Source organism: Drancourtella sp. An12, assembly GCF_002160935.1.
GTDB lineage: Bacteria > Bacillota > Clostridia > Lachnospirales > Lachnospiraceae > Sellimonas > Sellimonas catena.
On the sequence record NZ_NFLO01000009.1, the window covers coordinates 81,936 to 106,891 of the forward strand.

General features: G+C 44.9%; 17 protein-coding genes and 1 pseudogene. 1 reads left to right on the plus strand and 17 read right to left on the minus strand.

From position 1 onward, the window contains the following. Positions 1–147 precede the first annotated feature (147 nt). The 17 genes from B5E64_RS09905 to B5E64_RS09985 all read right to left on the minus strand — a co-directional run bounded on the left by B5E64_RS09905 (position 148) and on the right by B5E64_RS09985 (position 24,558). Positions 148–2,619 carry a C39 family peptidase gene (locus B5E64_RS09905; protein ID WP_162610173.1) on the minus strand — a complete coding sequence of 824 codons (2,472 nt, stop codon included), beginning with the start codon at positions 2,617–2,619 and terminating at the stop codon, positions 148–150. Positions 2,620–2,630: 11 nt separating this feature from the next. Further along, complete coding sequence (locus tag B5E64_RS09910; RefSeq protein WP_162610174.1) at positions 2,631–5,186, minus strand: NlpC/P60 family protein; 2,556 nt, start codon at positions 5,184–5,186, stop codon at positions 2,631–2,633. Positions 5,187–5,235: 49 nt separating this feature from the next. Then, complete coding sequence (locus B5E64_RS09915) at positions 5,236–6,132, minus strand: sugar phosphate nucleotidyltransferase (RefSeq protein ID WP_087168358.1); 897 nt, start codon at positions 6,130–6,132, stop codon at positions 5,236–5,238. 135 nt (positions 6,133–6,267) lie between these two features. Next, entirely contained in the window at positions 6,268–7,926 is a 1,659-nt protein-coding gene (gene leuA / locus B5E64_RS09920) for a 2-isopropylmalate synthase (protein ID WP_087168359.1), read from the minus strand. Between the two features lie 28 nt (positions 7,927–7,954). After that, positions 7,955–8,218 (minus strand): HPr family phosphocarrier protein, encoded by a 264-nt coding sequence (locus B5E64_RS09925; protein ID WP_087168360.1) that lies wholly within the window; start codon positions 8,216–8,218, stop codon positions 7,955–7,957. Between the two features lie 14 nt (positions 8,219–8,232). Next, positions 8,233–9,498, minus strand: a complete 1,266-nt coding sequence (locus B5E64_RS09930; RefSeq protein ID WP_087168361.1) for a CdaR family protein — start codon at positions 9,496–9,498, stop codon at positions 8,233–8,235. Continuing rightward, the gene (gene cdaA / locus B5E64_RS09935) at positions 9,479–10,357 is read right to left on the minus strand and encodes a diadenylate cyclase CdaA (protein ID WP_087168362.1); all 879 of its coding nucleotides are present in this window, start codon (positions 10,355–10,357) and stop codon (positions 9,479–9,481) included. The genes B5E64_RS09930 and cdaA overlap by 20 nt, the downstream gene beginning before the upstream one ends. A 55-nt stretch (positions 10,358–10,412) precedes the next feature. After that, positions 10,413–11,543 (minus strand): hypothetical protein, encoded by a 1,131-nt coding sequence (locus B5E64_RS09940; protein WP_087168363.1) that lies wholly within the window; start codon positions 11,541–11,543, stop codon positions 10,413–10,415. Continuing rightward, complete coding sequence (locus B5E64_RS09945) at positions 11,536–11,943, minus strand: hypothetical protein (protein WP_087168364.1); 408 nt, start codon at positions 11,941–11,943, stop codon at positions 11,536–11,538. The genes B5E64_RS09940 and B5E64_RS09945 overlap by 8 nt, the downstream gene beginning before the upstream one ends. Positions 11,944–11,989: 46 nt before the next feature. Then, a complete protein-coding gene (locus tag B5E64_RS09950) occupies positions 11,990–12,697 on the minus strand; it encodes a ComF family protein (RefSeq protein ID WP_087168378.1) in 708 nt (235 codons plus the stop codon). A gap of 22 nt (positions 12,698–12,719) precedes the next feature. Next, entirely contained in the window at positions 12,720–14,930 is a 2,211-nt protein-coding gene (locus B5E64_RS09955) for an ATP-dependent RecD-like DNA helicase (protein WP_087168365.1), read from the minus strand. A gap of 121 nt (positions 14,931–15,051) precedes the next feature. Continuing rightward, positions 15,052–16,050, minus strand: coding sequence for a rod shape-determining protein (locus B5E64_RS09960; RefSeq protein WP_087168366.1), 999 nt, complete (start codon positions 16,048–16,050; stop codon positions 15,052–15,054). A 168-nt stretch (positions 16,051–16,218) separates the two neighbouring features. Further along, positions 16,219–19,074 (minus strand): excinuclease ABC subunit UvrA, encoded by a 2,856-nt coding sequence (gene uvrA / locus B5E64_RS09965; protein ID WP_242960141.1) that lies wholly within the window; start codon positions 19,072–19,074, stop codon positions 16,219–16,221. After that, on the minus strand, positions 19,067–21,055 hold the full coding sequence (uvrB, locus tag B5E64_RS09970) for an excinuclease ABC subunit UvrB (protein WP_087168367.1): 1,989 nt from the start codon (positions 21,053–21,055) through the stop codon (positions 19,067–19,069). Before uvrB ends, uvrA begins: the two co-directional genes overlap by 8 nt. A gap of 139 nt (positions 21,056–21,194) precedes the next feature. Further along, positions 21,195–21,896 carry an HIRAN domain-containing protein gene (locus B5E64_RS09975; RefSeq protein WP_087168368.1) on the minus strand — a complete coding sequence of 234 codons (702 nt, stop codon included), beginning with the start codon at positions 21,894–21,896 and terminating at the stop codon, positions 21,195–21,197. Position 21,897: 1 nt separating this feature from the next. Beyond that, complete coding sequence (locus B5E64_RS09980; RefSeq protein ID WP_087168369.1) at positions 21,898–22,779, minus strand: HipA domain-containing protein; 882 nt, start codon at positions 22,777–22,779, stop codon at positions 21,898–21,900. A 354-nt stretch (positions 22,780–23,133) separates the two neighbouring features. Beyond that, positions 23,134–24,558: a DUF2971 domain-containing protein gene (locus B5E64_RS09985; RefSeq protein ID WP_162610175.1), complete on the minus strand. Its 1,425-nt coding sequence runs from the start codon at positions 24,556–24,558 to the stop codon at positions 23,134–23,136. A 76-nt stretch (positions 24,559–24,634) separates the two neighbouring features. On the opposite strand from B5E64_RS09985, the pseudogene B5E64_RS18150 reads away from it, so the two are divergent. After that, a pseudogene (locus B5E64_RS18150) lies at positions 24,635–24,956 on the plus strand (transposase); the annotation flags it as partial.

The window sequence follows — 24,956 nt, forward strand, 5'->3', positions numbered from 1 at the left end:
GTAACACTTTTTTCTCAAAATCCTTTCTAAGCCTTTATCTTTTCCAATGTATTGTCATACTTTTCTTCATTTATCAATTTTCTGAAATTTTTGTGAAAATAAAAAACAAGGAGAATCCCGTAAAAGATTTCTCCTTGTTTTCCTCGTTTACTGTATTACCATTGCATTTCTGTTCATGGTCCTATACGCTTTTTCAAAACTCGAAAAGCTGTATTCTACTTTTCCCCGGATAGGATCATTGACTTTTACCACTTTTCTGTTTTTATCATAGCCGGTCAGAACGACACAGTGGGCTCTGGAAGGCCAGTAAAAGGTAACACCATTTTTTCTTCCTGCCCGGAACCATGTCGTACTTCCCATATTGAGGGTTCCCCACACAACAACCGGCATTCCCTTGTCAATATACTGAAACAGTCCTTCAAGCGATGTTCCGGTAATATTTTTGGCAGATCTGTTTTTCACGTTGACCGCCTTGAAATAGTTCGCCGCCGTCTGGCAGATCACTGGGGCCCAGCATCCATAACCGCCTGTCAGTGAGCCCGGATTCCCCATATAGGCCGCATATGGATTTGTGGAATGAAGCGGCCCTCTTGGAAGATATTTATTGCAGACATCATTTGTCGTCAGCATATACCCATAATACCGAAGTACCATATATAAAGAAATTGCCTCACACCCGTTCGGATACTTTGGATTCTGATAGGTCAAAGGTACATTTAATGACTTCTTCCCCGTATACTGTTTATAGTATCCTGAATTTGCCGGAGCATTTCCTCCTTTGGGAACCATCTGGATCTGGAGTGCCTCCATACGATATCCGTATCCTGTCGTTCCGGCACTCTGACCATTTTTCGCCCACCCAAGCCAGCCAAAATTCTGGACATGGGCACGGTAGTAAATGTCGTAGTACTTTGCGATCTCTCCGGTCAGTTGAATCTGAACCGCCTCCATACGAAGCGCCCTGCCGGTTGTCCCCGCAAGGGCTCCATTCTGTTTCCATCCCTGCCAGCCGATATTCTGCACATGGGCGCGGTACTGAATTCCTCCGGATCTTCCATTCATGGCTGCATTCGTCAACCGGATTTTCAAAGCTTCCATCCGAAGACTCTTCCCGACCGTACCAAGAATCTGATTATTTGTGACTTCACGGGTATTCCCGATATTCTGCACATGACCGGAATACTTCAGATTTCCCGTGCTGTACCCTTTACAAAACGCATTTCCGGCTGTTCCCGGTGCCGGATCACCTTTTTTGACCAGACAGATTTTCATTGCCTCCATCCGATAGTAAAAAGCTTCGGTTCCGGCGCTCTCACCGTTTTTCGCCCAGCCAAGCCACCCAAGCTGCTGAACATGAGCAGAATAGTATACATCATAATATCTGGCAAGTTCTCCCGTCAGCTCAATCTGGATCGCTTCCATTCTGAGCGACTTTCCTTTCGTACCTGCCAGTTCACCATTTTGTTTCCAGCCCTGCCAGCCGATATTCTGGACGTGGGCGCGGTACCGGATTCCTCCGGACGGACAACCTGATTCCCCGGCTCCTTTTATAGTCAGCCTGAGACCTTCCATCCGCTTTTTCTCTCCGGTCGTTCCAATCAACTTTCCAGAACCTGTTGTCGTCCGGTCGCCGTATGTCTGAATATGTGCTGTTGCAGATAATGCGGAAGATGGAACCCCCTTTACAAAATATCCCTGATTTTCTCCAGGCGCTTCGCTTCCTTTCTCCACCAGGCAGATCCGAATTGCTTCGACCTGCCGTGAAAAAGCTTCTGTTCCGGAGCTCTGTCCGTTTTTCGCCCAGCCAAGCCAGCCGATGTTCTGTACATAGGTTGTATAATACACGTCATACTGCTCTTTTATTTCACCTGTCAATTCGATCTGTACTGCTTCCATCCGAAGTGATTGTCCCTTTGTTCCGGCATAATCGTCATCACTGACCCAGTCCATCCAGCCGATATTCTGTACATGGGCCCGGTACCGGATTCCTCCGGCAGGCTGTTCCTCCCCTTCTTTTGTATAAAGCTTTATGGAAATCCCCTCTATTCTCTGTCCGGATCCCGGCCGGCCCGCCACAGCACCGTCCATCACGGGTTTTTCCATATTACTCTGTCCGGATATCTGATAAGACACGCCTGCAACCGGTTCTTCCAGACTCTGTGTCAGCAGATCCTGCTCTTCCTCTGCCGCTTCTTCTGTCTGACCTTCTGCATCCATATCCGGAGTTGTTTCATCTGTGTCTTCCGGGATTTCTCCATCCGGAAGAGTCTCTGTTTCCCCGCCTGTCTTGCCAGCTTCCTCTTCACCGGCTCCGGCTTCCGGGTCCTGTTCCTCAGTGCTTCCAGCATCATCCTGGCTGCTGTCAGTATCATCCTGAACAGAATCCGGGGCATCTGCGTCTTCTGCCGGATCCATATCCGGATTTTCACCGGATTCTGCCATGTCTCCCTGATCCGTCAGATCTGTCTCCTGATTTTCCTGCGTTTCTTCCACAGTACCAACTGTCTTTTCCTGTGCAGGCATCTGGTCTGTTCCGGCGGCCGATGCCGGAACAAGCTGTCCTCCTGCCAGTGTCAGAGCCAGAATACACGCTATGAACCGTTTTTTCTGCTTTCTCATTTTCCGCCTCCCTATACAAATGGTCTTGCGACCCCTGCAATCAGGGAGCGGTGTGAATTCTGAACCGGCCATACTACTACTTTATTTGGCCAGGATTCAATCACCCTGTTATTTCCGAGATAAATCGCCACATGGATAATTGTTCCATTTGCGCTCTTATAGAATATCAGATCTCCTCTCTGCCGCTGTGAATACGGGACATGTTTCATCGGGAGATTCCATAAATTCCTGCATTCATATTCGTATCCCGGTCTTGAATGGCGGATCGGACTTACCGGTGCCGGATCAATTCCTGCGGAATACAGTGCCTGCATGACAAGGCCGCTGCAGTCCAGTCCATGATTCGGATCTCCTGAAGCTCCAATAATATATGGATTGCCAAGATACTGATACGCCGTACTGATCATAGCCTCGATACAGTCACTGCGTGTGCTTGCCGGATTCGTCTTCAGAGGACTTGCGTATGCTCCAAGATGATACCATGCAGACTCGGAATATCCCATCTTTTTCCAGGTTGCCAGATCGACCACACCTGTCGCCGAAAGACCGCTCCTTCTCTGATAATTCCTTACAGCGTTGATGGTCGTGGAGTCCATGATTGCCCTTCTTCCGGAAAGTCCAAGTTTTCTCTGTACATACCAGACTTTCAGGCCCATGTATCCTCTGCTCAGATTATATCCGCCGCCGCTTAACGTCTTCTGCACATGTCTGATCTGGAGGTACTGCTTTGGATTCTGATAGCGATACGTATTATAGTATGCCTTTCCTGTCTGATAGGCACTCTGACTGTCTTTTTTCGGCACCAGTTTAATCTGAATGGCTTCGATTCTCAGAGACAGGCTGCTTGTTCCGGCAGACTCTCCGTCCTTTGCCCATCCAAGCCAGCCAAAATACTGTGAATGAACCCGATAATATACGTGATAGTAGGAAGCAAGTTCGCCGGTCAGTCTGATCTGAACGGCCTCCATCCGTTTTCCCTGTCCGGTTGTTCCGGCAAGAGTCCCTTCCTGTTTCCAGCCCTGCCAGCCGATATCCTGTACATGGGCACGGTACTGGATACTTCCTTTCGCCAGTCCATCTGCGGAATCATTCAGGTTGATCGAAAAACCTTCCAGCCTTCTTCCTTTTCCAACGGTTCCAAGTGTGGCACCGCCCTTTACTGCCGCTACGTTTCCCACGTTCTGAACATGACCGGAATAGGTCAGATCATTGTTCGTGTAATTTTTCAGATAAGCATGCGCTGTAGAGCCCGGGGCTTTCCATCCCTTAGGAACCAGCTGAATCTGGATGGCCTCCATCCGGTATCCGAATCCGCTTGTTCCTGATACGGCTCCATTCTTAGCCCATCCCAGCCATCCGTAATTCTGAACATGTACCCGATAATACACATCGTAAATCTGAGCGATTTCACCGTCAAGCTGAATCTGAACCGCTTCCAGGCGCAGCGCCTTTCCGGTTGTTCCGGCACTGCTTCCGTTCTGTTTCCAGCCCTGCCAGCCAATATTCTGCACATGGGCCTGATAGCGGATATTTCCCGACGCATATCCGTCCATCCCTTTCAGCCGGACAGAAAGAGCCTCCATCCGCTTATACTGTCCTACTGTTCCCAGAACGCTTCCTGATTTAACCTCTTTTACATTTCCAAGTGTCTGGACATGGCCGGAATAATAAAGCACATTTTTCAAAAAACCATATCCGACAGCCGGTGCCGTGCCTTCATCCTTTTTCACCAGTTTAACTTCGATGCCTTCCAGCCGGAGTCCAAAGGCCTCACTTCCTGCTGCCGCCCCGTTTTTTACATACGGAAGCCATCCATAATTCTGGATATGTACCCGATAGTATATATCATAATACTCTGCGATTTCCCCGGTCAGACGGATCCGGATGGCTTCCAGACGAAGTGCTCTTGCCTGTGTTCCGGACAGCTGTCCGTCCCGTTTCCAGCCCTGCCAGCCAATATTCTGTACATGGGTCTGATATTCAATGCTTCCTTCATAATCGCTTTTTGAAAGCTTCAGCTCAATTGCTTCCAGCCGCTTGTAAAGTCCGCTGGTTCCGGCCATCTCTCCGTCCTGTTTCCAGCTCTGCCAGCCAATATCCTGCACATGAGTCCGATAGGTAAGTTCCGGCAAAACAGCTTCCTGTTCGGTCTCAGGTGTTGCTTTTTCCTGCACATCAGTTTCTGTCTGCTGCTGTACAGCCTCCGCCTGCGCCTCTTCCGCCGGCTGCGTCTGCTCTTCACTCTCCACTGCCGGATCCACTGCTGCAGGATTCTCAGTCTCTACTCCTTCGCCCGGCGTTGTCTGCTGTGCCGCATTTTCTTCTGCTCCTGCCTTCTCGTCTTCTGTTTCCAGAACACTTCCTTCCGTAGAATCCGGATTCTGATCACCTTGTCCTGCCTGGTCGTTCAGGGACTCCTGATCCACTGTGGCTGCCTCTTTCACAGCTTCATCCTGTACTGTATTCTCTGTCTCCGGATTTCCGGCCGCATCCTCTGCATAGGCCACCGGAACCGCCGTCAGTGCAACCGCAAACGCCAGTACCCACGCTGCTGCGCACTTCATCATTTTTCTCATTCCTGATCCCTCTCTCTTTCCTTTGATAACTCTTTACTCCTTAATAAATTCCTTTTTCAATCAGTTCTTTGATAGCATTCACCACACTTTCCTTGTCCTCTTTATAAGTGACTCCAAACCACTTGTCCTTTGAATTCAGCACGGTGACTTCTGCCCTGCCCTCTTTCAGAAGTCCTCCGATAATGGTCGGAAGCAGATATTCTGCTTTCAGATCATCTGCTTTTGTTGTTTCAAGGAATTCATGAAATCCCTTTTCCAGAATATCCAGAAATTCCGGCTGCAGTCCCCACATATTCATGGATACCGGAACATCAAGCTCCAGCTCTTTTGCTCCGTCTTCCGCCTCAGCCTTTTCTCCTTTTCTGATAATATTGTGCGTCTCCACAATGTTTGTCAAATGTCCGTTTTCATCGACCTCACAGACACCCCTTGTCACTCCCCCGTTTTCACTCAAGGTGTTGTTCAGTACGAATCCAACCATGCAGATCGGCTCTTTTCCTGATGCTTCTTTTTTCTCTTTCAGATACTGATATGCCTCCACATATGCTTCTTTACCGTAGAAGTCATCTGCATTGATAACAAGAAACGGCTCTGTTACCTTACCCCGGCATGCCAGAATTGCCTGCCCTGTTCCCCAAGGCTTTGTTCTTCCCTGGAATTTTTCCTGAAATTCCTGCGGAATGTCATCCAGCTCCTGAAAAGCATATTCAACAGGAATCTGTTTTTCAATCCGCTCCCCGATGACCTCTTTGAAATCTTTTTCCAGGTCTTTTCGAATGACAAATACAACTTTGTCAAATCCAGCCTCCACGGCATCCCGGATTGAATAGTCCATAATGATTTCCCCATTTGGCCCTACCGGTTCCAGCTGTTTGATCCCTCCGCCAAATCTGCTGCCGATACCGGCCGCCATAATCACTAAAGCTGCTCTGCTCATCACTTTTTCTCCTTTTATAAATTAAGATTTTTCTTCATTATACTGAATTTTATAATAATTGTCTACCAGACACATCAGCCCATTTCTCATTTTTGACAACATAACAAAACAGGGCAGGATATCCTGCCCTGTATCTTAATTTTCAATCAGTCTGTCAACTGCGCTGAAGAATGCGCGGAAGCCTGCTCTCGTAATATTAGCGCTGACACCAACTCCGTATGTTTCTTTTCCGGTGCGGTTATCATGCAGACAGATATAAGCAGCTGCCTTTGCCTCGGATCCTTTGCTCAGTGCATGCTGTGAATAATCCACCAGTGTGAAATCCATGCCGGTTTCGTCTGCCATCAGCTTTTTAAGTGCGGCAAGCGGACCGTTTCCTACTGCTTTTGCACTCTTTAATTCTTCACCTGCCATGAATACTACTTCTACTTCTGTCTCATTTTCAGCCACATCTTCTGCCTTTGCCCGAATGAATTCATACGGTGTCTTTTTCCGCAGATATTCTTTTTCAAATACTTCCATGATGGTTGCCGGTGCAACTTCACCCTGTTCTTCCGCAATCTTCTGGATTACATCTGCAAACTCTTTGTGCATCCGTTTCGGAAGCTTGTAGCCGAACTCGCTGTCCATCACAAACGCTACGCCGCCTTTTCCTGACTGGCTGTTGATGCGGACGATCGGTTCATATTCTCTTCCGATGTCGGATGGATCAATCGGAAGATACGGTACTTCCCACCATTCCTGATTCTTCTCATGCATTGCCTGCATACCTTTGTTGATGGCATCCTGATGAGAACCTGAAAATGCAGTGAACACCAGCTTTCCGGCATATGGATGACGCATCGGAACATCCATCTTGCTGCATCTTTCGTAAACTTCTTTGATCTCTGTCACATTTTCGATATTCAGCTCCGGATTAATACCCTGTGAGAACATATTGTAAGCAACGGTGAGAATATCCAGGTTTCCTGTTCTTTCTCCGTTTCCAAAAAGCGTTCCCTCCACTCTGTCTGCTCCTGCGAGGAGTGCGAGCTCGGTCGCGGCAACACCGGTTCCTCTGTCATTATGCGGATGAATGCTGAGAATCACGCTTTCCCTGTCGCTGAAATGACGGTTCATCCACTCAATCTGATCTGCATACACATTCGGTGTTGTCATTTCCACAGTAGCCGGAAGGTTAATGATGATAGGCTTCTCTTTTGTCGCTCCCCATTCTTTCTGAACAGCCACACACACTTCCAGAGCATAATCAAGTTCTGTTCCGGTAAAGCTTTCCGGGGAATATTCCAGCCTTAAATTCCCCTCAAAGTCCTCCGCGTATTTTTTTACCATCCTTGTTCCATCAAGGGCAATTTCTTTAATTTCTTCTTTTCCCTTTTTGAATACAACTTCCCTCTGAAGGGTGGACGTAGAGTTGTAGATATGTACGATCGCATTCTTCACTCCTTTGAGAGACTCAAATGTTCTCTGCACAAGATGATCTCTGCACTGTACAAGCACCTGAATCCATACATCATCCGGAATCAGATTTTCATCCACCAGTTTCCGCAGAAAATCATACTCAATCTGGGAAGCAGACGGAAATCCTACTTCGATCTCCTTAAACCCAAGTTTGACAAGCAGGTTAAACATCTCTATTTTTTCTTCTACAACCATTGGTTCAATCAATGCCTGGTTTCCATCTCTTAAATCCACGCTGCACCATACCGGTGCTTTTTCGATCTGTTTATCCGGCCAGGTCCGTTCTGGATACGGAACAACCGGCACCCTCCTGTATCTCTGATAATTCAGCATTCCAATCACACTCCTCATTCTTCTGTCTCTATTCTCCTAGTCCGCTCTCAACAAGTGCCACCATTGTCTCAAGTGCCTGTTTTTCATCTTCTCCGTCACAGATGATCTCCAGTTCATCTCCGCATTTCACACAGGCTCCAAGAACACTGAGAACACTTTTTGCATTGCTCTCGCCTTTATTCGTACGGAACTTTACACTGCACCGAAATTCAACCGCAGTCTTACAGAACAGTCCTGCGGGCCTCAGATGAAGTCCCGTAGGATTGCTTACAACTACTTTCCGGCTAACCATAGTATTCCCTCCAGTTATTCACTTTCTTCGTTTTCAACCTGTTCCAGCCTGACCTTGATGACAACATCTTCCGCCAGTGAACATCCTTCCGGCAGTCTTACTTCCACCGGTACATCATATTCTCCCGGCTCTCGATATGTGACAAGATTAATTGACAGACTGCCTTCTCCAAGTTCCAGAGAATCCAGGAGTTCCTGATCTCCCTGAACCTTGATCTCCAGATTGCTGCCGGATACATAGGAATAGCGGAGACCTTCCTGCAGATTGTTCACGACAATGGATCCTGTCGGCATCTCCAGAGTCCTGCTTCCTTCCTCTTCAATTCCTATTGTGACGACAACCGCTCCGGCATTTTTATCAATCAGCTCCACGCCATCCGGGAGATACGGGGTAATATCAACCACAACCTCCTCTTTACTGTTCAGATTCTGAATGTTCAAAGCACTTGCAGGGATCTCAATCTTGTCAAGATCTTCAAGTACATCTGAACTTCCTGATACCTGAACCTCCGTCGGTTCTGTCGTGATACCTGTAAATATGTATCCGTCAGCCGTCCTGATGGATGATGTGTCGAACTCCAGCTGGAGTCGTTTTGTATTTCTCACCTCAACCTGAACACTTACATCGTTCTCATCTCTCAGATCCTGAAGTGTGAGCAGCGTATTATCGATTGTCTTTCCTTCCGCGTCATAGAATACCAGCTTGGACTGAAGTGTCGTATCTTCTGCCAGTCCGGTTACATCTACTTCAGCAACCACCTTGTCAATCTGATCGATGATGGACTTCGGTCCATTGACTCTTACTTTCTCCGGATCTGCTTTAATTTCTCCCAGCACGTATCCATCTCTGACGCTTCCTGTTGTTGTCGGCGTAATCGGGAATGTATTCTGTGCTTCATCCTCGATCGTTACCTGCAGATTTCTCGGACTGGAATATGCCTCCACATATTCAAATCCCGGTATCGACACCTCAATCGGAACCTGTGAACCAAGAGACATCTCTTTCATATCCGCAGATGCTTTAATGTCAGAAACAGTCATGCTGTGCAGGACAGACCTCTTGGCCCTTACTGTCACCCGGACCGTATCTGTTTCATCTTCAATCTGATAGGTCTTTCCTTTACTGGTCACAACCTCCGGATGCAGTACTTCGACCGGTACATTTGAAAACTGCACGGATGTAACCGGATCGTCAACGTTTACAACGACTGCCCATAAAAATACGGCAAGTGCAAGCGACAACAGCTTCAGAGGGAGGTTTTTAGTCAGTTTCTTTTTCATGTTTCCGCCTTCCTTTCCACAGTTTCGCTATTTTCTTTTCCGTATTCTTCGTCTGAATCTTGATCAGACTCTCCTTAAGATATTCCGGAGTCACATTTCTTACAAGCTGTCCGCCCTGTGCTACAGACACATATCCGGTCTCCTCGGATACCGCAATGATCAGCGCGTCGCTGACTTCGCTCATTCCAAGAGCAGCTCTGTGCCGTGTCCCCAGTTCCTTACTGATCTCCATGTTATCTGAGAGCGGCAGGTAACAGGTCGCGGAAACAATCCGGTTTTCCCTTACAATAATTGCACCGTCATGCAGCGGGGTATTATGCTCAAAAATATTAATCAGAACCTGGGAAGATACAATACAGTCCATATAGATTCCGGTACTTTCATACTCCGTCAGACGGATCGCCTGCTCCACTACAATCAGTGCTCCTGTCTTTACTTTTCCCATGGCGAAGCATGCTTCCACAATCGCATCGATCGTCCTGCTGCTGAACCGTTCGTTTTCTTTCCCCTTGTCAAGCGGCACAATCGCTGTGAGGAACCGTTTTTCCCCAAGCTTTTCCAGCGCCCGGCGAAGCTCCGGCTGGAAAACCACAATCGCCGCGGTCGCAAGGATCGATACACTGTTCCTTGCAATCCACAAAATGGTATTCATCTTCAATATGGCTGCGACAAGAATGAAAACAGCAAGGACCAGAATTCCCTTTAGCAGCATCCATGCCTTTGTGTTTTTGATCCAGACCATGATCTGATAGATCAGAAACGCTACAATCACAATTTCCACAATATCCGTCCAGTAAATATCCGGCAGATACCAGTCCGGAAAATATCCTCTCATAGCTTCAAAAAATCTGCTGTTCATTCCTGTCACCTCCCATCATCTTATACTCACCCATGTTATCCCCTTTTTTCTTTTGCTATTTAGATTCGTCTTTATCGTCCAATTCATTTTTCAGCAGCTTCTCAAGATCCATTTCTTCCTGAAGCTGCTTGGCCAGAAGCATCTCTTCTGTCATCCCCGGTATGTAGGTCTTCTCTGTAGTTTTTTCCGCCGGAGACGGGGAAGCTTCTTCTATTTCTTCGATCCTTGTATCCCGGTTTTTGTTCTCATTCTTTTTGGAATCTGTCTTTCGTCTGCTGATCTTTTTCACCCGTTTTTCAGGAACAGCAACAGATACCTTTGGTATCGCTTTAACATAATAGTAATATTCGTCATCCTCGTACTGAAATTTTTCTGCCTTGGAATAGTCGACAGAAAAAATGAAAAACTCCAGAATCAGGGCAAGAAGAACCGAAATAATATTTCCGAAAATCAATGTCACATAATCAATCTGTACACTGAAGACGATGCTTCCTGCAACGATGACGATAATGTCGGCCACCGCTCCGGCTGCCACGCCGATTTTCCATGATTGATCGAACTCACTTGTTCTAAGTGTGTAGACAACCAGAACCGCCACAACAAATGATGCGATGTAAATCCACATTTCTTTATTCTGCAGGATCTGTGTGGCAAACAAGGTCATCTCTCCTGCCATTCCGCTTGCCCCCGTTACAGCTGTTGCCGACATTTCCAGATAATTGATCATGGAATAGATCAGCGTACCGAAAAAAATCGGCATGATACAGATTGGCGTTCCCATCAGCGCAAATGCCATCGGAACCGCAAACGGAATCTTGAAAAAGTATGCGACCATAACAAGAAGGACAATCATCGACTTTTCCGGTGTAAAACGAAAATAGAAAATGAACATTACTGCAAACAGAGCTGCCGTCACAATCATAACTCCCATCGACAGGGCATATACGTGAATTAAAATCAGCACCGCTGTCACCAGTACGGTAAGTGTTCCCGGAAGGAACGCACAGATCAGAGCCAGTATCAAAGTAACAAGCGGATTTGCCACAGCCTCCATATAACCAATCTTGGAATTAACAAGATAAAATACAATAAAAGCAAGCAGAAACTGTACGATTTTATCTACTTCTTTTGAGTATTTCGCGTAAAAGGCCTGCAGCTGCTCCTTCAGGACAAATAAATTACTCATTTTTTTTCTTCCTTTCTTTACCGTAAAATTTCTCCAGCTGAGTCAGCATACGGACATAGCGCTTTACTCTCCCCTTTGCCCTGATATGCTTCTTCTGGTAAAACCTGGAAGCAAAAAGCCCGTAAGAAACAGCAAGAATCAGATATAGCGCAACAGCCGCCAGCATAATCAGAACTATGCTTATCAAAGTTGCCTCATTCAGAAAGGATTCCATAAAAGCGGCCGCAAACACTCCAAACAGAACTACATATCCTATCGTAACCCAGATCACAGTAATAATCGTCTGATAGCTGATATAATCTTTTTTGTAATAGGAAGCAATTTTAAAATCTTCTTTTCCATATTTTTCCTCATATAGAGCCATTTTGTTCATCAGCTTTACTTTTTCTTCGTTAACCATATTCCACCTTCCTATCCTCAGAAAACTATGTTCAGTATATCAAAAATCAAATATCTTGTCCAATACTTATCGTCAAAAAGAACACCCTCCTGACTCCTGCTTTCTTCAGTGTTTTTGCGGCCTCATTGACCGTATTGCCCGTCGTATAGATGTCATCAATAAGAAGTACCCGTTCCGGAAGTCCGGTTTTTCGTTCAACCTGAAAACTTCCTTCCAGATTATGTGCTCTTCCGCGTCTGTTCAGACTTTTCTGAGCGTCTGACGTCTTCCGCTTTCGGATCAGTCCGGTTTCCACCGGAATTCCGGTAAGTTTTCCAAGTTCTTCTGCCAGAATTTCCGCCTGATTGTAACCACGTTTTCTCTTCTTCCACTTATCCATCGGAACCGGAAGGATCGCCTGTACCTTCCATTTCTGAATCTGCTTTCCCAGACGTTCTTTCATTGTTTCCGCATAATACCGGGCATATACCCTGCGGTTTTTAAACTTGAACTGATAGATGGAGCCGCTCACCGGGGGCCGGTGCGTCCAGAGACTCCTCCCTCTGTCAAACCAGCAGTTTCCATCCTCAATTCTCTCCCGGCAGTCCCTGCAGTACTCTGTCTGTTCATCCCCGACCGGTTTCCCGCATTTTTTGCACATTGGTTCTTTTATCCATGAAAGTTTTTTCAGACAGTCTGTACACGGCCCCTTCGCGTTCACCTTTCCGCAGAACGGGCAGACATCCGGATAAAGCAGTTTCCATATATTCTTCATGCTGTTTTTGTTCTGATTTTCCCTACGATAGTTCCCGGATCCTCTCCGAGAGAGAAGTGTTCCGCTTCTGCTCTTCAACATTTCGAATCATTTCCTGAAAAACAGTATCGCTTCCTACAAGTGTAACACATTTTTTTGCTCTTGTAACTGCCGTATACAATAAATTCCTGCAATAAAGCTGTTTTGGCCCCGAGAGAAGCGGAATAATAACCGCCGGATACTCACTTCCCTGAGATTTATGGATAGTAACCGCATAGGCAAGCTCCAGTTCATCCAGCAGCTTAAACGGATATTTTACCTTACGTTTTTCGTCAAACTCCACTTCCACAGTCTCATCATATGTATGAATGGCCGTCACAATACCTATATCTCCGTTGAAAACTCCGATCCCTTTATCAACAACCAGTCCGTATTTTGTGGCAATCTCCCATTCCAGCTGATAGTTGTTTTTCGTCTGCATCACTTTATCGCCGACACGGAATATTTTTTCCCCATATTCCTTTTCCTGCTTTTTAGGGGACGGCGGATTTAAATACTGCTGCAGAATCCGGTTTAACCGTTCCACTCCCAGAAGCCCCTTCTTCATCGGCGCCAGCACCTGAATATCTGTCATTTTTGCATCCACATACCGCGGAAGTTTTTTCTGGATCAGTGTCAGGATCACGCTGATAATAACATCTGCATCCTGTCTTTTTAAAAAGAAAAAATCTCTGCTCTTATTATCAAGCCGTACTTCCAGTCCCGCGTTGATCCGATGCGCATTGACGACAATATCACTTTCCTGTGCCTGCCGGAAAATCCTGGTCAGCATCATGACAGGAAATACTTCGGAATCGATCAGATCCTTGAGCACTTTTCCCGGACCCACCGACGGAAGCTGATTGATATCTCCTACAAGAATCAGTCTTGTCCCCGGGATCACCGCAGACAAAAGCGCATGCATCAGAGGCAGATCCACCATGGACATTTCATCAATAATTACCACATCTGTTTCCAGAGGATTCTCCTGATTTCTCCCGAATCCTCCTTTCCCTGTCTCCTCAGGATTTCCACTGACTTCCAGAAGGCGGTGAATTGTCTGCGCCTCATATCCGGTCGTCTCTGTCATCCTTTTGGCGGCGCGTCCTGTCGGCGCGGCAAGACGGATATCCATCCCTTCACTCAGGAAATAGCGGATCATGGCATTGATCGTGGTTGTCTTTCCGGTTCCCGGCCCTCCTGTCAGGATAAAGATACCGTTTTTTACCGCCTCTGCCACCGCTTCTCTCTGTCTTTCATCCAGCGTGGACTCATTCTGCTTTTCCAGCTTTTCAATCCGTTTCCGGATCAGACTGTCGTCTTCCTCGTACCGGATATTCAGCTCTTTGAGCATCCGTGCCGTATTCATCTCCATGTAATAGTACTTTGCCGGATATACACGGACCTGCTCTTCATCCTGCTTCAGGACAACCTTCTTTTCCATCGCAAGATCCATCAGATACTTCTCAATATCTGTAATCTCCACTTCCAGAAGCTGTGCCGCTTTTGCTGAAAGCACCTTTTCTTCCAGATATACATGACCTTCCTGTACACTTTGAAGCAGTGTATAAAAAATCCCGCTCTGAATCCGGAAATCTGAATCCGTATGAATTCCGATTCTGAATGCTATCTCATCTGCCGTTTTAAATCCGACTCCTTCAATATCATCTGCCAGTCTGTATGGATTTTCTTCCAGAATGCTGTAAATTCCCAGTCCGTATTTCTGATAGATCTTGACTGCCAGATTGATGGAAATCCCGTATTTCTGCAGATAAATCATTGCCTGTCTGAGGTCTTTCTTTTCTTCTACCTGTACGCAGATTTCCCGGGCCTTTCTCTCACTGATTCCCTTGATTTCCGCCAGCCGCTCCGGCTCTTCCTCCATAATGCGGAATGTATCTTCTCCAAATTTCGCAACGATCTTTCCTGCAAGCGCAGGCCCGATCCCCTTCACAGCACCGGATCCAAGATACCGCTCAATGGATTCCCTGTCCTCCGGCTCCTTTACCTTGTGCCCTGTCACCTGAAGCTGCAGCCCGTAAGAAGGATGCATGACATACTCTCCTTCCAGTTCCAGAAATTCCCCATCCCCAATGTACGGAAATTTTCCGACACAGGTTACTTCCCCGTTCTCATTATGAAATTGAAATACCGTATAACCATTCTCCTCGTTTCTGAAAATAATATGGTCAATGTATCCCGTTATCTTTTCCACCTGTTTCCTCCATTTGTATTCACCTTCAATACCGCCAGCCTCTTGTCATGCAACCGGCGGAAAGCAACAGGACTGCTGCGAAAGTAATCCTCTTCCCGCAGCAGTCCTTCTGTTTTGACTTCTATACATGAAACTTTTTGTTCTCACTCATAAATTCTACGAACTGACCGGTTCCGATCGCAACAACCTGCATCGGATCCTCCGCTGTCATTGTATTGATGCCTGTCCGCTCTTCAATCAGCTCTTCCAAGCCTCTGAGCAGGGAACCGCCTCCTGTCAGAACAATTCCTCTGTCGAGAATATCTGCTGAAAGCTCCGGAGGTGTTCTCTCCAGCACACCAATTACAGCCTCCACGATCTGACTTGTCGGCTCTCTTAAAGCTTCTTCTGTCTCCGAAGAAGAAACCGTTACCGTCTTTGGAAGACCCGTAACAAGGTTACGTCCCCGCACCTCGATCGTCTCGTCCTCCACCAGCGGATAAGTCGTGCCTATCCGGATCTTGATATCTTCTGCGGTACGTTCTCCAATCAGAAGATTGTGCTTTTTCCTCATGTAACGCACAATCGCCTCATCAAAGTCATCTCCCGCAATTTTCAGTGATGTATTGACAACAGTACCGCCAAGAGAGATCACCGCAATATCCGATGTGCCTCCTCCGATATCTACAATCATATTTCCACATGCTTTGGAAATGTCGATACCTGCCCCGATTGCCGCTGCAACCGGCTCTTCGATCAGATGCACTTCTCTTGCGCCTGCCGCGAATGTCGCCTCTTCCACAGCCTTTTTCTCAACCTCTGTTACACCGCTCGGTACACAGACGCTGATACGAGGGCGTTTGAATGTACGCTTTCCAAGCGACTTCTGCACAAAATATTTGATCATCTTCTCCGTAACCGTATAATCTGAAATCACGCCCTGTCTGAGAGGACGTACCGCTACAATATTGCCCGGTGTTCTTCCAAGCATCAGTCTTGCCTCTTCCCCGATTGCGCGGATCTCATTTGTATCTCTGTCAAACGCAACTACGGACGGCTCCTTGAGCACAACGCCTTTTCCTTTCACATATACAAGGACACTCGCTGTCCCCAGGTCAATTCCAATATCTACTACCGCCATGAACTAAACCCCTTTCGCAAATCCTCTATATTCGCTCCTCTTTGGTCTATTATACTTCCTCTTTCGCATGTCAGAACTCATAAACCTCTGGTTCTACGCATACATTTGTTATTATAATCAATCTTCCTGAAAATGGAAAGAGTTTTTTCCCAGAATCTGTAACTTTCATTATTTCTTAAGGAATGGGGCGAGATAGCGTCCTGTGTAGGATTCCGGACATTCGACGATCTCTTCTGGAGTTCCTTTTGCAATCACAGTTCCGCCCTTGTCTCCTCCTTCCGGACCCATATCAATAATATAATCTGCTGTTTTGATCACATCCAGATTGTGTTCAATGACAATGACTGTATTTCCATCAGCCGCAAGTCTTCTGAGAATCTCGGTCAGCTTATGGACATCTGCAAAATGAAGTCCTGTTGTAGGCTCGTCCAGAATATAAACAGTCTTTCCGGTACTTCGTTTACTCAGCTCGGCAGCAAGCTTGATCCGCTGTGCTTCCCCTCCGGAAAGGGTGGTAGACGGCTGGCCCAGACGGATATAGGAAAGTCCCACGTCGTAGAGCGTCTCCATCTTTCTGCGGATACTCGGCACATTTTCAAAGAAGGTCAGCGCTTCTTCCACTGTCATATCCAGCACGTCGTAAATGCTCTTTCCTTTATATTTCACTTCCAATGTTTCCCGGTTATAACGCTTTCCGTGACAGACTTCACACGGTACATAGACATCCGGCAGGAAATGCATCTCAATCTTCAGGATTCCATCCCCGCTGCACGCCTCACAGCGTCCTCCTTTTACATTGAAACTGAACCGGCCCTTCTTGTAGCCTCTCGCCTTTGCATCCGGCGTTGCCGCAAACAGGTCACGGATCAGGTCAAACACTCCTGTATACGTGGCCGGATTGGACCGCGGCGTACGCCCGATCGGAGACTGGTCGATATTAATGACTTTGTCAAGCTTCTCCAGCCCCAGAATCTCTTTATGCTTTCCAGGGATCGTTCTTGCATGATTGAGCACTTTTGCAAGCTTTTTGTACAGGATTTCATTGATCAGAGAACTTTTTCCCGAACCGGAAACTCCTGTTACACAGGTCATAACGCCAAGTGGAATCTCTACATTGACATTTTTCAGGTTGTTTTCTTTTGCCCCGACAATTTTCAGATATCCGGACGGAACCGCCCGTTTCTCCGGAACAGGGATACGGATTCTTCCGCTCAGGTAATCTCCGGTGACAGAACCCGGCGTATTCATAATCTCTTCCGCTGTACCTGCAGCAACTACCTCGCCTCCGTGCTCCCCGGCTCCCGGCCCGATATCCACGATGTAATCTGCAGCAAGCATGGTATCTTCATCGTGCTCTACCACAATCAACGTATTTCCAAGATCACGAAGATGTTTGAGCGTACTGAGCAGCTTGTCATTATCTCTCTGATGGAGTCCGATACTTGGCTCATCCAGAATGTAGGCGACTCCGACAAGTCCGGATCCAATCTGTGTTGCAAGCCGGATTCTCTGTGCCTCTCCTCCGGACAGCGTTCCGGTTGCTCTGGCAAGCGTCAGATAATCCAGTCCTACATCCATCAAAAATCCTGTTCTGGACTTGATCTCTTTTAAAATCTGGCCTCCGATCATTTCCTGAACCGGTGTAAGTTCCAGATTCTCGAGAAATTTCTGGAGATTTTCAATCGACATTGCGGTAACTTCATAAATATTTTTGTCGCCTACCGTCACTGCCAGCGCCTCTTTCTTCAGTCTCTGTCCCTTACATGCATGGCACGGGGTAATTCTCATAAAAGTTTCGTATTCGGCCTTCATCGCCTCCGATCCGGTCTCCCGGTATTTTCTTTCCACACTCTTTATGAGTCCGTCAAAAGCCACGTCATAGACACCTTCTCCCCGCTGTCCTCTGTAACGGACTTTTACCGACTTTCCGTTGGTTCCGTAAAGCAGAATGTCCTGAATTTTTTTCGGATACTCTTCAAACGGGGTATCCAGATCAAAATCATAGGCTTCTCCGAGAGCACGCAGGATGGCATTGGTAAAACTGGACGGATCCATGCAGGACTGCCATCCAAGCACTGCAATCGCGCCCTGATTGATACTCAGTCCTTTATCCGGAATCATCAGGTCTGCATCAAACTCCATCTTATATCCAAGTCCAAAACATTCCGGGCAGGCGCCGAACGGATTGTTGAACGAAAAACTTCTTGGTTCAATTTCATCAATGCTGATGCCGCAGTCCGGACAGGAAAAGCTCTGGCTGAAGTTGATCGGCTCGCCTCCGATCACGTCGACTGTCATCAGTCCTTCCGCCAGATTCAGTACGGTCTCAATGGAATCGGTCAGACGCTTTTCGATTCCCGGCTTTACCACAAGCCGGTCGACTACGATCTCGATATAGTGTTTAATATTTTTTTCCAGACTGATCTCTTCTGTCAGCTCGTACATATTTCCATCGATACGGACCCTGACATACCCGCTCTTTTTCGCTTTATCCAAAAGCTTGGCGTGAGTTCCCTTTCTGCCTCTTACCACCGGTGCAAGAAGCTGGATTTTGGTACGCTCCGGCAGGCTCATAATCTGATCCGTCATCTGATCCACCGTCTGCTTTTTGATTTCCTTTCCACAGTTCGGACAGTGCGGAATTCCGATTCTCGCGTAGAGAAGACGGAAATAATCATAGATCTCTGTAACGGTTCCTACCGTTGATCTTGGATTCCGGTTGGTCGACTTCTGGTCAATGGAAATCGCAGGGGAAAGTCCCTCGATGCTCTCTACATTCGGCTTTTCCATCTGCCCCAGAAACTGTCTCGCATAGGAAGACAATGACTCCATATATCGTCTCTGCCCCTCTGCATAAATCGTATCAAAGGCAAGAGATGACTTTCCGGAACCACTCAATCCCGTCAGTACGACAAGTTCATTTCTCGGTATGTCCAGATCAATATTTTTCAGATTGTGTTCATTTGCTCCGCGTATACGGATATACTGTTTGTTGCCCATCTTTTTTCCCTTCTTATTATCCATCTATCTCCTGCAGATGCTTTTTGATTTCAATCATCTTGTCACGCAGCTCTGCCGCAGTCTCGAAATCCAGATCGGCGGCTGCCTTTTTCATCTGCTTGTTCAAGTCTTTTACAAGTTTTTCCAGTTCTTCCCTGCTCATGGATTCCGGATCTTTCTCCAGCATCTTTTCCTGTTTTGCCACCTTCTTGGAAATGCTGATCAGATCGCGGACTGCCTTTTGAATCGTCTTCGGCGTGATGCCGTGTTCCTCATTATACTGCATCTGAATCTCCCGGCGCCGTCTCGTCTCGTCAATGGCAGCTTTCATGGAATCCGTCACAGTATCCGCATACATGATGACATGGCCTTCCGCATTTCGTGCGGCACGTCCGATCGTCTGAATCAGCGAAGTCTCCGAACGCAGAAATCCTTCCTTGTCCGCATCCAGAATCGCCACCAGTGTAATCTCCGGTATATCAAGACCTTCCCTCAACAGGTTGATTCCCACAAGCACGTCAAATACATCCAGACGCATGTCACGGATAATCTCTGTCCGTTCCAGCGTATCAATATCAGAATGAAGATACCGCACCCGGATTCCCAATTCCCGCATATAATCCGTCAGATCTTCTGCCATCCGCTTGGTCAGTGTTGTGATCAGAATCTTGTTTTTCTTGGCCACTTCTTTGTTGACTTCACCGATAAGGTCGTCAATCTGGCCCTCCACAGGACGCACTTCCACTTCCGGATCCAGAAGTCCCGTCGGGCGGATCACCTGCTCTGCCCGCAGAAGCTCATGCTCTTCCTCGTAGGTGCCCGGCGTCGCTGACACAAACATCACCTGGCTGATCTTGCTTTCAAATTCTTCAAAGTTAAGCGGACGGTTGTCCTTTGCTGACGGCAGACGGAATCCATAATCCACAAGCGTCGTCTTTCTGGACTGGTCTCCATGATACATTCCGCCAATCTGCGGAATCGTCTTGTGAGACTCGTCGATAATCATCAGGAAATCATCCGGGAAATAGTCCAGAAGCGTATGCGGCGGTTCGCCCTCTTTCAGACCCGTCAGATGTCTAGAATAGTTCTCAATCCCGGAGCAGAATCCTGTTTCCCTCAGCATCTCAATATCAAAGTTCGTCCGTTCCGAAATCCGCTGCGCCTCTAAAAGCTTGTCTTCACTTTTGAAAAAACGGATCTGCTGTTCCAGTTCCTCCTCAATCTGTCCAAGCGCCCGGTCCATGTTTTCCTTTGATACCACGTAGTGGGACGCCGGGAAAATCGCGATGTGATTCAGCTCATTTTTAATCTCTCCTGTCAGAGAATCCACCTCTGTGATCCGGTCGATCTCATCGCCAAAAAACTCTATCCGAATGATATTTTCTCCCGATCCCGCCGGAAATACTTCCAGCACGTCACCGTGCACCCGGAATGTTCCCCGCTTAAAATCAATATCATTTCTGTCATACTGAATATCAATCAGTTTCCCGATCACTTCATCCCGGTCCTTGATCATACCCGGCCGCAGGGAAATCACCATGTTCTGATAATCGATCGGGCTACCAAGTCCATAGATACAGGAAACACTCGCTACAATAATAACGTCCTTTCTCTCAGACAGCGCCGCAGTGGCCGAATGCCGCAGCTTGTCGATTTCATCATTGATCGCTGAATCCTTGGCAATGTAGGTGTCTGAGGACGGAACGTATGCCTCCGGCTGGTAGTAATCGTAGTAAGAGACAAAGTACTCTACGGCGTTATGAGGAAAGAATTCCTTGAATTCACCGTAGAGCTGCGCGGCAAGTGTCTTATTGTGGGCGATAATAATCGTCGGTTTATTTAACTGCTGGATGACGTTTGCCATCGTAAATGTTTTTCCGGAACCGGTGACACCAAGAAGCGTCTCACACTGATTTCCCTCTTTGAAACCTTGAACCAGCTGTTCGATCGCCTGAGGCTGGTCGCCGGTCGGCTTGTATTCTGATACTAATTCAAAATGATCCATGATTATCTCCTTTATGAATCTAGTATTTTCATTCTCTTCCGCTATTATAGCAAAGTATAAAAAGAAAGTACAGAACAAACATTCGAATTCGTTCTGTACTTTAACTGAATCAATTATTCATATTACAATTAAAAATTGATTATTTCTTTAATTCCGTAATTTTTATTACTACCCTTATACATTCATCGCAGCAATTCTCTTTTGAAACATTCTCGACATGGCATTCTTCAACTCTAGCTTCCTCAATAAACTTAACAAAAGCTCGAGAGTAATACCTAGGGACATATCCCAATGTTTTTTGTTGCTCATTGACTACACGAATCGCATTTGCATCATGCGGATTATCAACTTCATGTTTCAGAAAAACTTCATCTCCTCTTGTAACTTGAATTGCCTCCTTACACTGATTACCATCACAGCCCAAATAATGCCTTGCTCCAGCCACATAAAATAATTTTTCAAAACTACTTTCATAATTTAAAATCGGATCAATAAATTGTAAATTATCAATCGGCAATTTAGCCCCACTCTTCTTTAGCAGCTGATACGAATCGTACTCTTCCAAATCATATTTTTTTAAAATTTTGTTGATATCTTTTCTTTTTCTATCTGGAAGCCTGCTGGCAAAAACAGGAAACAATTTTTCAGATTTATATACAACTTCTAATTTTTCAAATGATACTAAAGGTGTAAATCCAACTTTAAGAGCCTCTGTTATTTCTTCACAATATTGAAACTCATACTGTCCATTTTTTGTTAGCTGACCAACAATGTATTGTCGTCTATTTGAAGCACATTTCCAAATCAAATATAAATAGTCCTTGCCATCTTTAATTGCCACGTTACTCCTCCTCTCCAAAATAGACCGTTCTCAACATCTGCCTTTTTTCCAATAAATATTTTGAAATTAACTTTTTCTTACTATCTGATAATTCCTCTTTCGAATACACTTTTAGTATATCATAAATTTGTTCTTCCGTCATAATAGCAAAAATTTTTTTTGCAAAATCACATGTCTCGTCAAAATAGTTTTCTTTTAAATATTTCAGCACATTTAAGTGAGTTGGACGCTTTTCATCAAGCTCTTTACATCGAAGCAATGACCTTGATTTTGTATCAACTAGTGAGTTCCACCTAGTTTTATCTTTTCCAAAATAACCTGCTATCTGTTCTTCCGCAATATATGCACATAACGAAGAACTATTATCATACAATGGAGACCATTCCATTTTATCATCTTCTATAATAATTGCCCAGTTATTTTGATGTCTGTCTGAATTTCCTATTAAATAGTCAAACATTAGCATTTTCAAGAAACCTTCTATTGGTACAAATGGTTCTATTGCTTTTTTTACCATTTCAATAGAATATCTATGCTTCGTTACACTATCAATAAACTGTTCAGGATTATATTCCGGATATATTACTGTAATAAAATAGATTCCCTCAACAAGACTTTGATTAGAATTTTTTATAATATTATAACTCATCGAACCTTCTCTTCCATGATATATTCCCAATTCAAACTTAGCACAGGGAATTTCCAGCAACTTTGCTATTTCATAAGCAATGCATTCAGAAACGTGATCTGTTGTACCAATATCTTTTTTAAATTTAAACAAGCCCGTTTGACCTGTAGCAGGATTTTGAAGCCAAATTTTTTCACTTCTACCACTTCCTTCAGATGCGCCTTCATATTCCTCCCAAAAGGAAAAATCTTTCATTATTTTACCCCCTTTCTCATATTTCTATATTTTAAAACAGATGTCTATTCTCCACTCAGACACTTTATAGTGTAAATGCCACCTAATAACAACCTTTTAAACCTTTTCAAAAGACTATCATTACGAATTTTCCTGCCCAAAGCCGCAAAATCATTTTATCGGCCTAGCATTATCCTGTCCATTTCATCCGATTCTGTTCACAAAATCTGAGCTACTGTTCCTTCTAAATCTTTCCGCAGATTCAGTATTGCCCAACATTTTTGTCTGTTTCAAATCATTTGTCTAAAACATTTTCTTGATCACAAATATACTGCTCTTTATAAATGATTCAGTAATACTTCAATGAAATATACATCACACATATTCGATGGCTGACTGAGATACGCTAACAGGTTGTTGCTCACTTATTTTCTGCAATTTCCAATATATGTATGGGACTTTATCATAACCATTACCAATTTTAGGCCCCAAAATAATTTCTTTAATAATTGTTGATACTTTCAATTGGAGATATATTCTCGGTACTCCTCCTTCAATACATTTTGATTCCTTTATATCTTTCTCATTTCCATTCCTGATAAAAAATACTCGTACCTCTTCCTCGTTTTTATAATCATCTTTTTTGATCAGATATTGCACACGATTTAAAATACAATTCACAACTTCCTCTACGTCGTCTTTTATCTCCTCTGTACAATTATCTATCACTTTTAAAATTTGTAGATAAATTTTTTGCATTGCGTTTATGTATGTCGTAACATCTTTTCCATTACTGGTACAAAATTTTTGCCCATCAAAGTAAGCAACATTATATAAACAATACGACTCTTCATTTCGAAGATTATTGATTTCCATATCTTCTCTACTTTCTACAAGTTTTTGTCCTTTTTTAAACATTTCTTGACTTATACGAATAAAACAGCCTTTTCCTTCATCCGCATATTGTACCCACATAGGTAAACTGTCTACCTTTGTAGTGAATGACTTTAAAAAAATAATTGTATTATCATACTTCCATCTTTTGAGTTGGCCTCTCCGCTTATTATATTTTTCCCCATTTGCCTTTCCTAAATATTCGTCCAGCACTTTCCCCTCATTAGGATCATTCATATGTCTCGCATCAAACAACGCAATTCTATATTTTACCTCCTCCATATCATCATTTAAAAGATAGTATAGTGATGATAAACTTGTATAGTAACCCAAATCCACAGATTCATCGTCAAAACAAAGTTTTTCCATCAACTCAGAAGAAACCTCTACCAAATCAAAAAACAGCTCAATTAATGCTATTTGTATATATTGCTTTTCTTTGTATTTTAAGTAAAAATCAAATATAGGGATATAACGTTTAGCACTATCTAACATACTTGTTGGTACCTTTAAATAGCAGTCTACCGCCTCATTCAATACTTCTTCTAATTTTTCTATATTTCCACTACTTTCTCTCATTATTTCTAAAGCAGCAAAAAGTGCAGCTCGCCCACATTGTCCAGCAACTATTGCTTCACCATATTTGTCTTTTGCTTTTTTATAAATTTTCAGAACTTCTTGATATTCTTTCAAGTAATACAAAATATTACATTCAATAGTATATCCCATATCGCTACAATCATCTGGTGAGAGTTGTCTAAGTGTATTCAAAGACATTTTTAACATTTTTTCTGGTTTTTCCAATTCAAGTGCCCGCTCATATTGTGCTCCTGCTAAATATAAATAACTAAAACTTCCCACACCAATACGGTGTGTTGAACCTTGAAAATTCAATATTTCAGCCAATAAAAAAGGCATAAACCTGTCCCGTTTGGTATAATGGAATTGACGAAAAACCATCTATACAAAGGAGATTTATGCCATGTCCAGTATACCACAAAACTATTGCGATGAGAACGAGTTAATTGATTGTGTTCAGAGATTTTTTTCCAGGCATCATGTCGGCAAGCTTCTCGCCAAATGCAATGGGATGAAAGAAAAAGGTGTTTCACCTGTTTCTCTGCTCCGCTACAAGCTCAGCAACATTTTTGTCGGAAGAAGCATGTATATGCAGCAACGAACTGGCTCTTTTAAGGAAGATTTTTCAAAGAACACTTTTTATCGGTTCCTAAATTCGGCAAAAACAAACTGGCTCCGTTTTACTTCTCTTCTGGCTGCTGATATCGTCAATAATGATCTCAAAG

Coding starts and splice junctions, on each gene's coding strand:
- B5E64_RS09930 (WP_087168361.1), bottom strand. CDS start 9,498: ATGAAAAAGAAACTGACTAAAAACCTCCCTCTGAAGCTGTTGTCGCTT.
- B5E64_RS09925 (WP_087168360.1), bottom strand. CDS start 8,218: ATGGTTAGCCGGAAAGTAGTTGTAAGCAATCCTACGGGACTTCATCTG.
- B5E64_RS09945 (WP_087168364.1), bottom strand. CDS start 11,943: ATGGTTAACGAAGAAAAAGTAAAGCTGATGAACAAAATGGCTCTATAT.
- B5E64_RS09960 (WP_087168366.1), bottom strand. CDS start 16,050: ATGGCGGTAGTAGATATTGGAATTGACCTGGGGACAGCGAGTGTCCTT.
- B5E64_RS09905 (WP_162610173.1), bottom strand. CDS start 2,619: ATGAGAAAGCAGAAAAAACGGTTCATAGCGTGTATTCTGGCTCTGACA.
- leuA (WP_087168359.1), bottom strand. CDS start 7,926: ATGCTGAATTATCAGAGATACAGGAGGGTGCCGGTTGTTCCGTATCCA.
- uvrA (WP_242960141.1), bottom strand. CDS start 19,074: ATGGATAATAAGAAGGGAAAAAAGATGGGCAACAAACAGTATATCCGT.
- B5E64_RS09910 (WP_162610174.1), bottom strand. CDS start 5,186: ATGATGAAGTGCGCAGCAGCGTGGGTACTGGCGTTTGCGGTTGCACTG.
- cdaA (WP_087168362.1), bottom strand. CDS start 10,357: ATGAACAGCAGATTTTTTGAAGCTATGAGAGGATATTTTCCGGACTGG.
- B5E64_RS09980 (WP_087168369.1), bottom strand. CDS start 22,779: ATGAAAGATTTTTCCTTTTGGGAGGAATATGAAGGCGCATCTGAAGGA.
- B5E64_RS09950 (WP_087168378.1), bottom strand. CDS start 12,697: ATGAAGAATATATGGAAACTGCTTTATCCGGATGTCTGCCCGTTCTGC.
- B5E64_RS09940 (WP_087168363.1), bottom strand. CDS start 11,543: ATGAGTAATTTATTTGTCCTGAAGGAGCAGCTGCAGGCCTTTTACGCG.
- B5E64_RS09915 (WP_087168358.1), bottom strand. CDS start 6,132: ATGAGCAGAGCAGCTTTAGTGATTATGGCGGCCGGTATCGGCAGCAGA.
- uvrB (WP_087168367.1), bottom strand. CDS start 21,055: ATGGATCATTTTGAATTAGTATCAGAATACAAGCCGACCGGCGACCAG.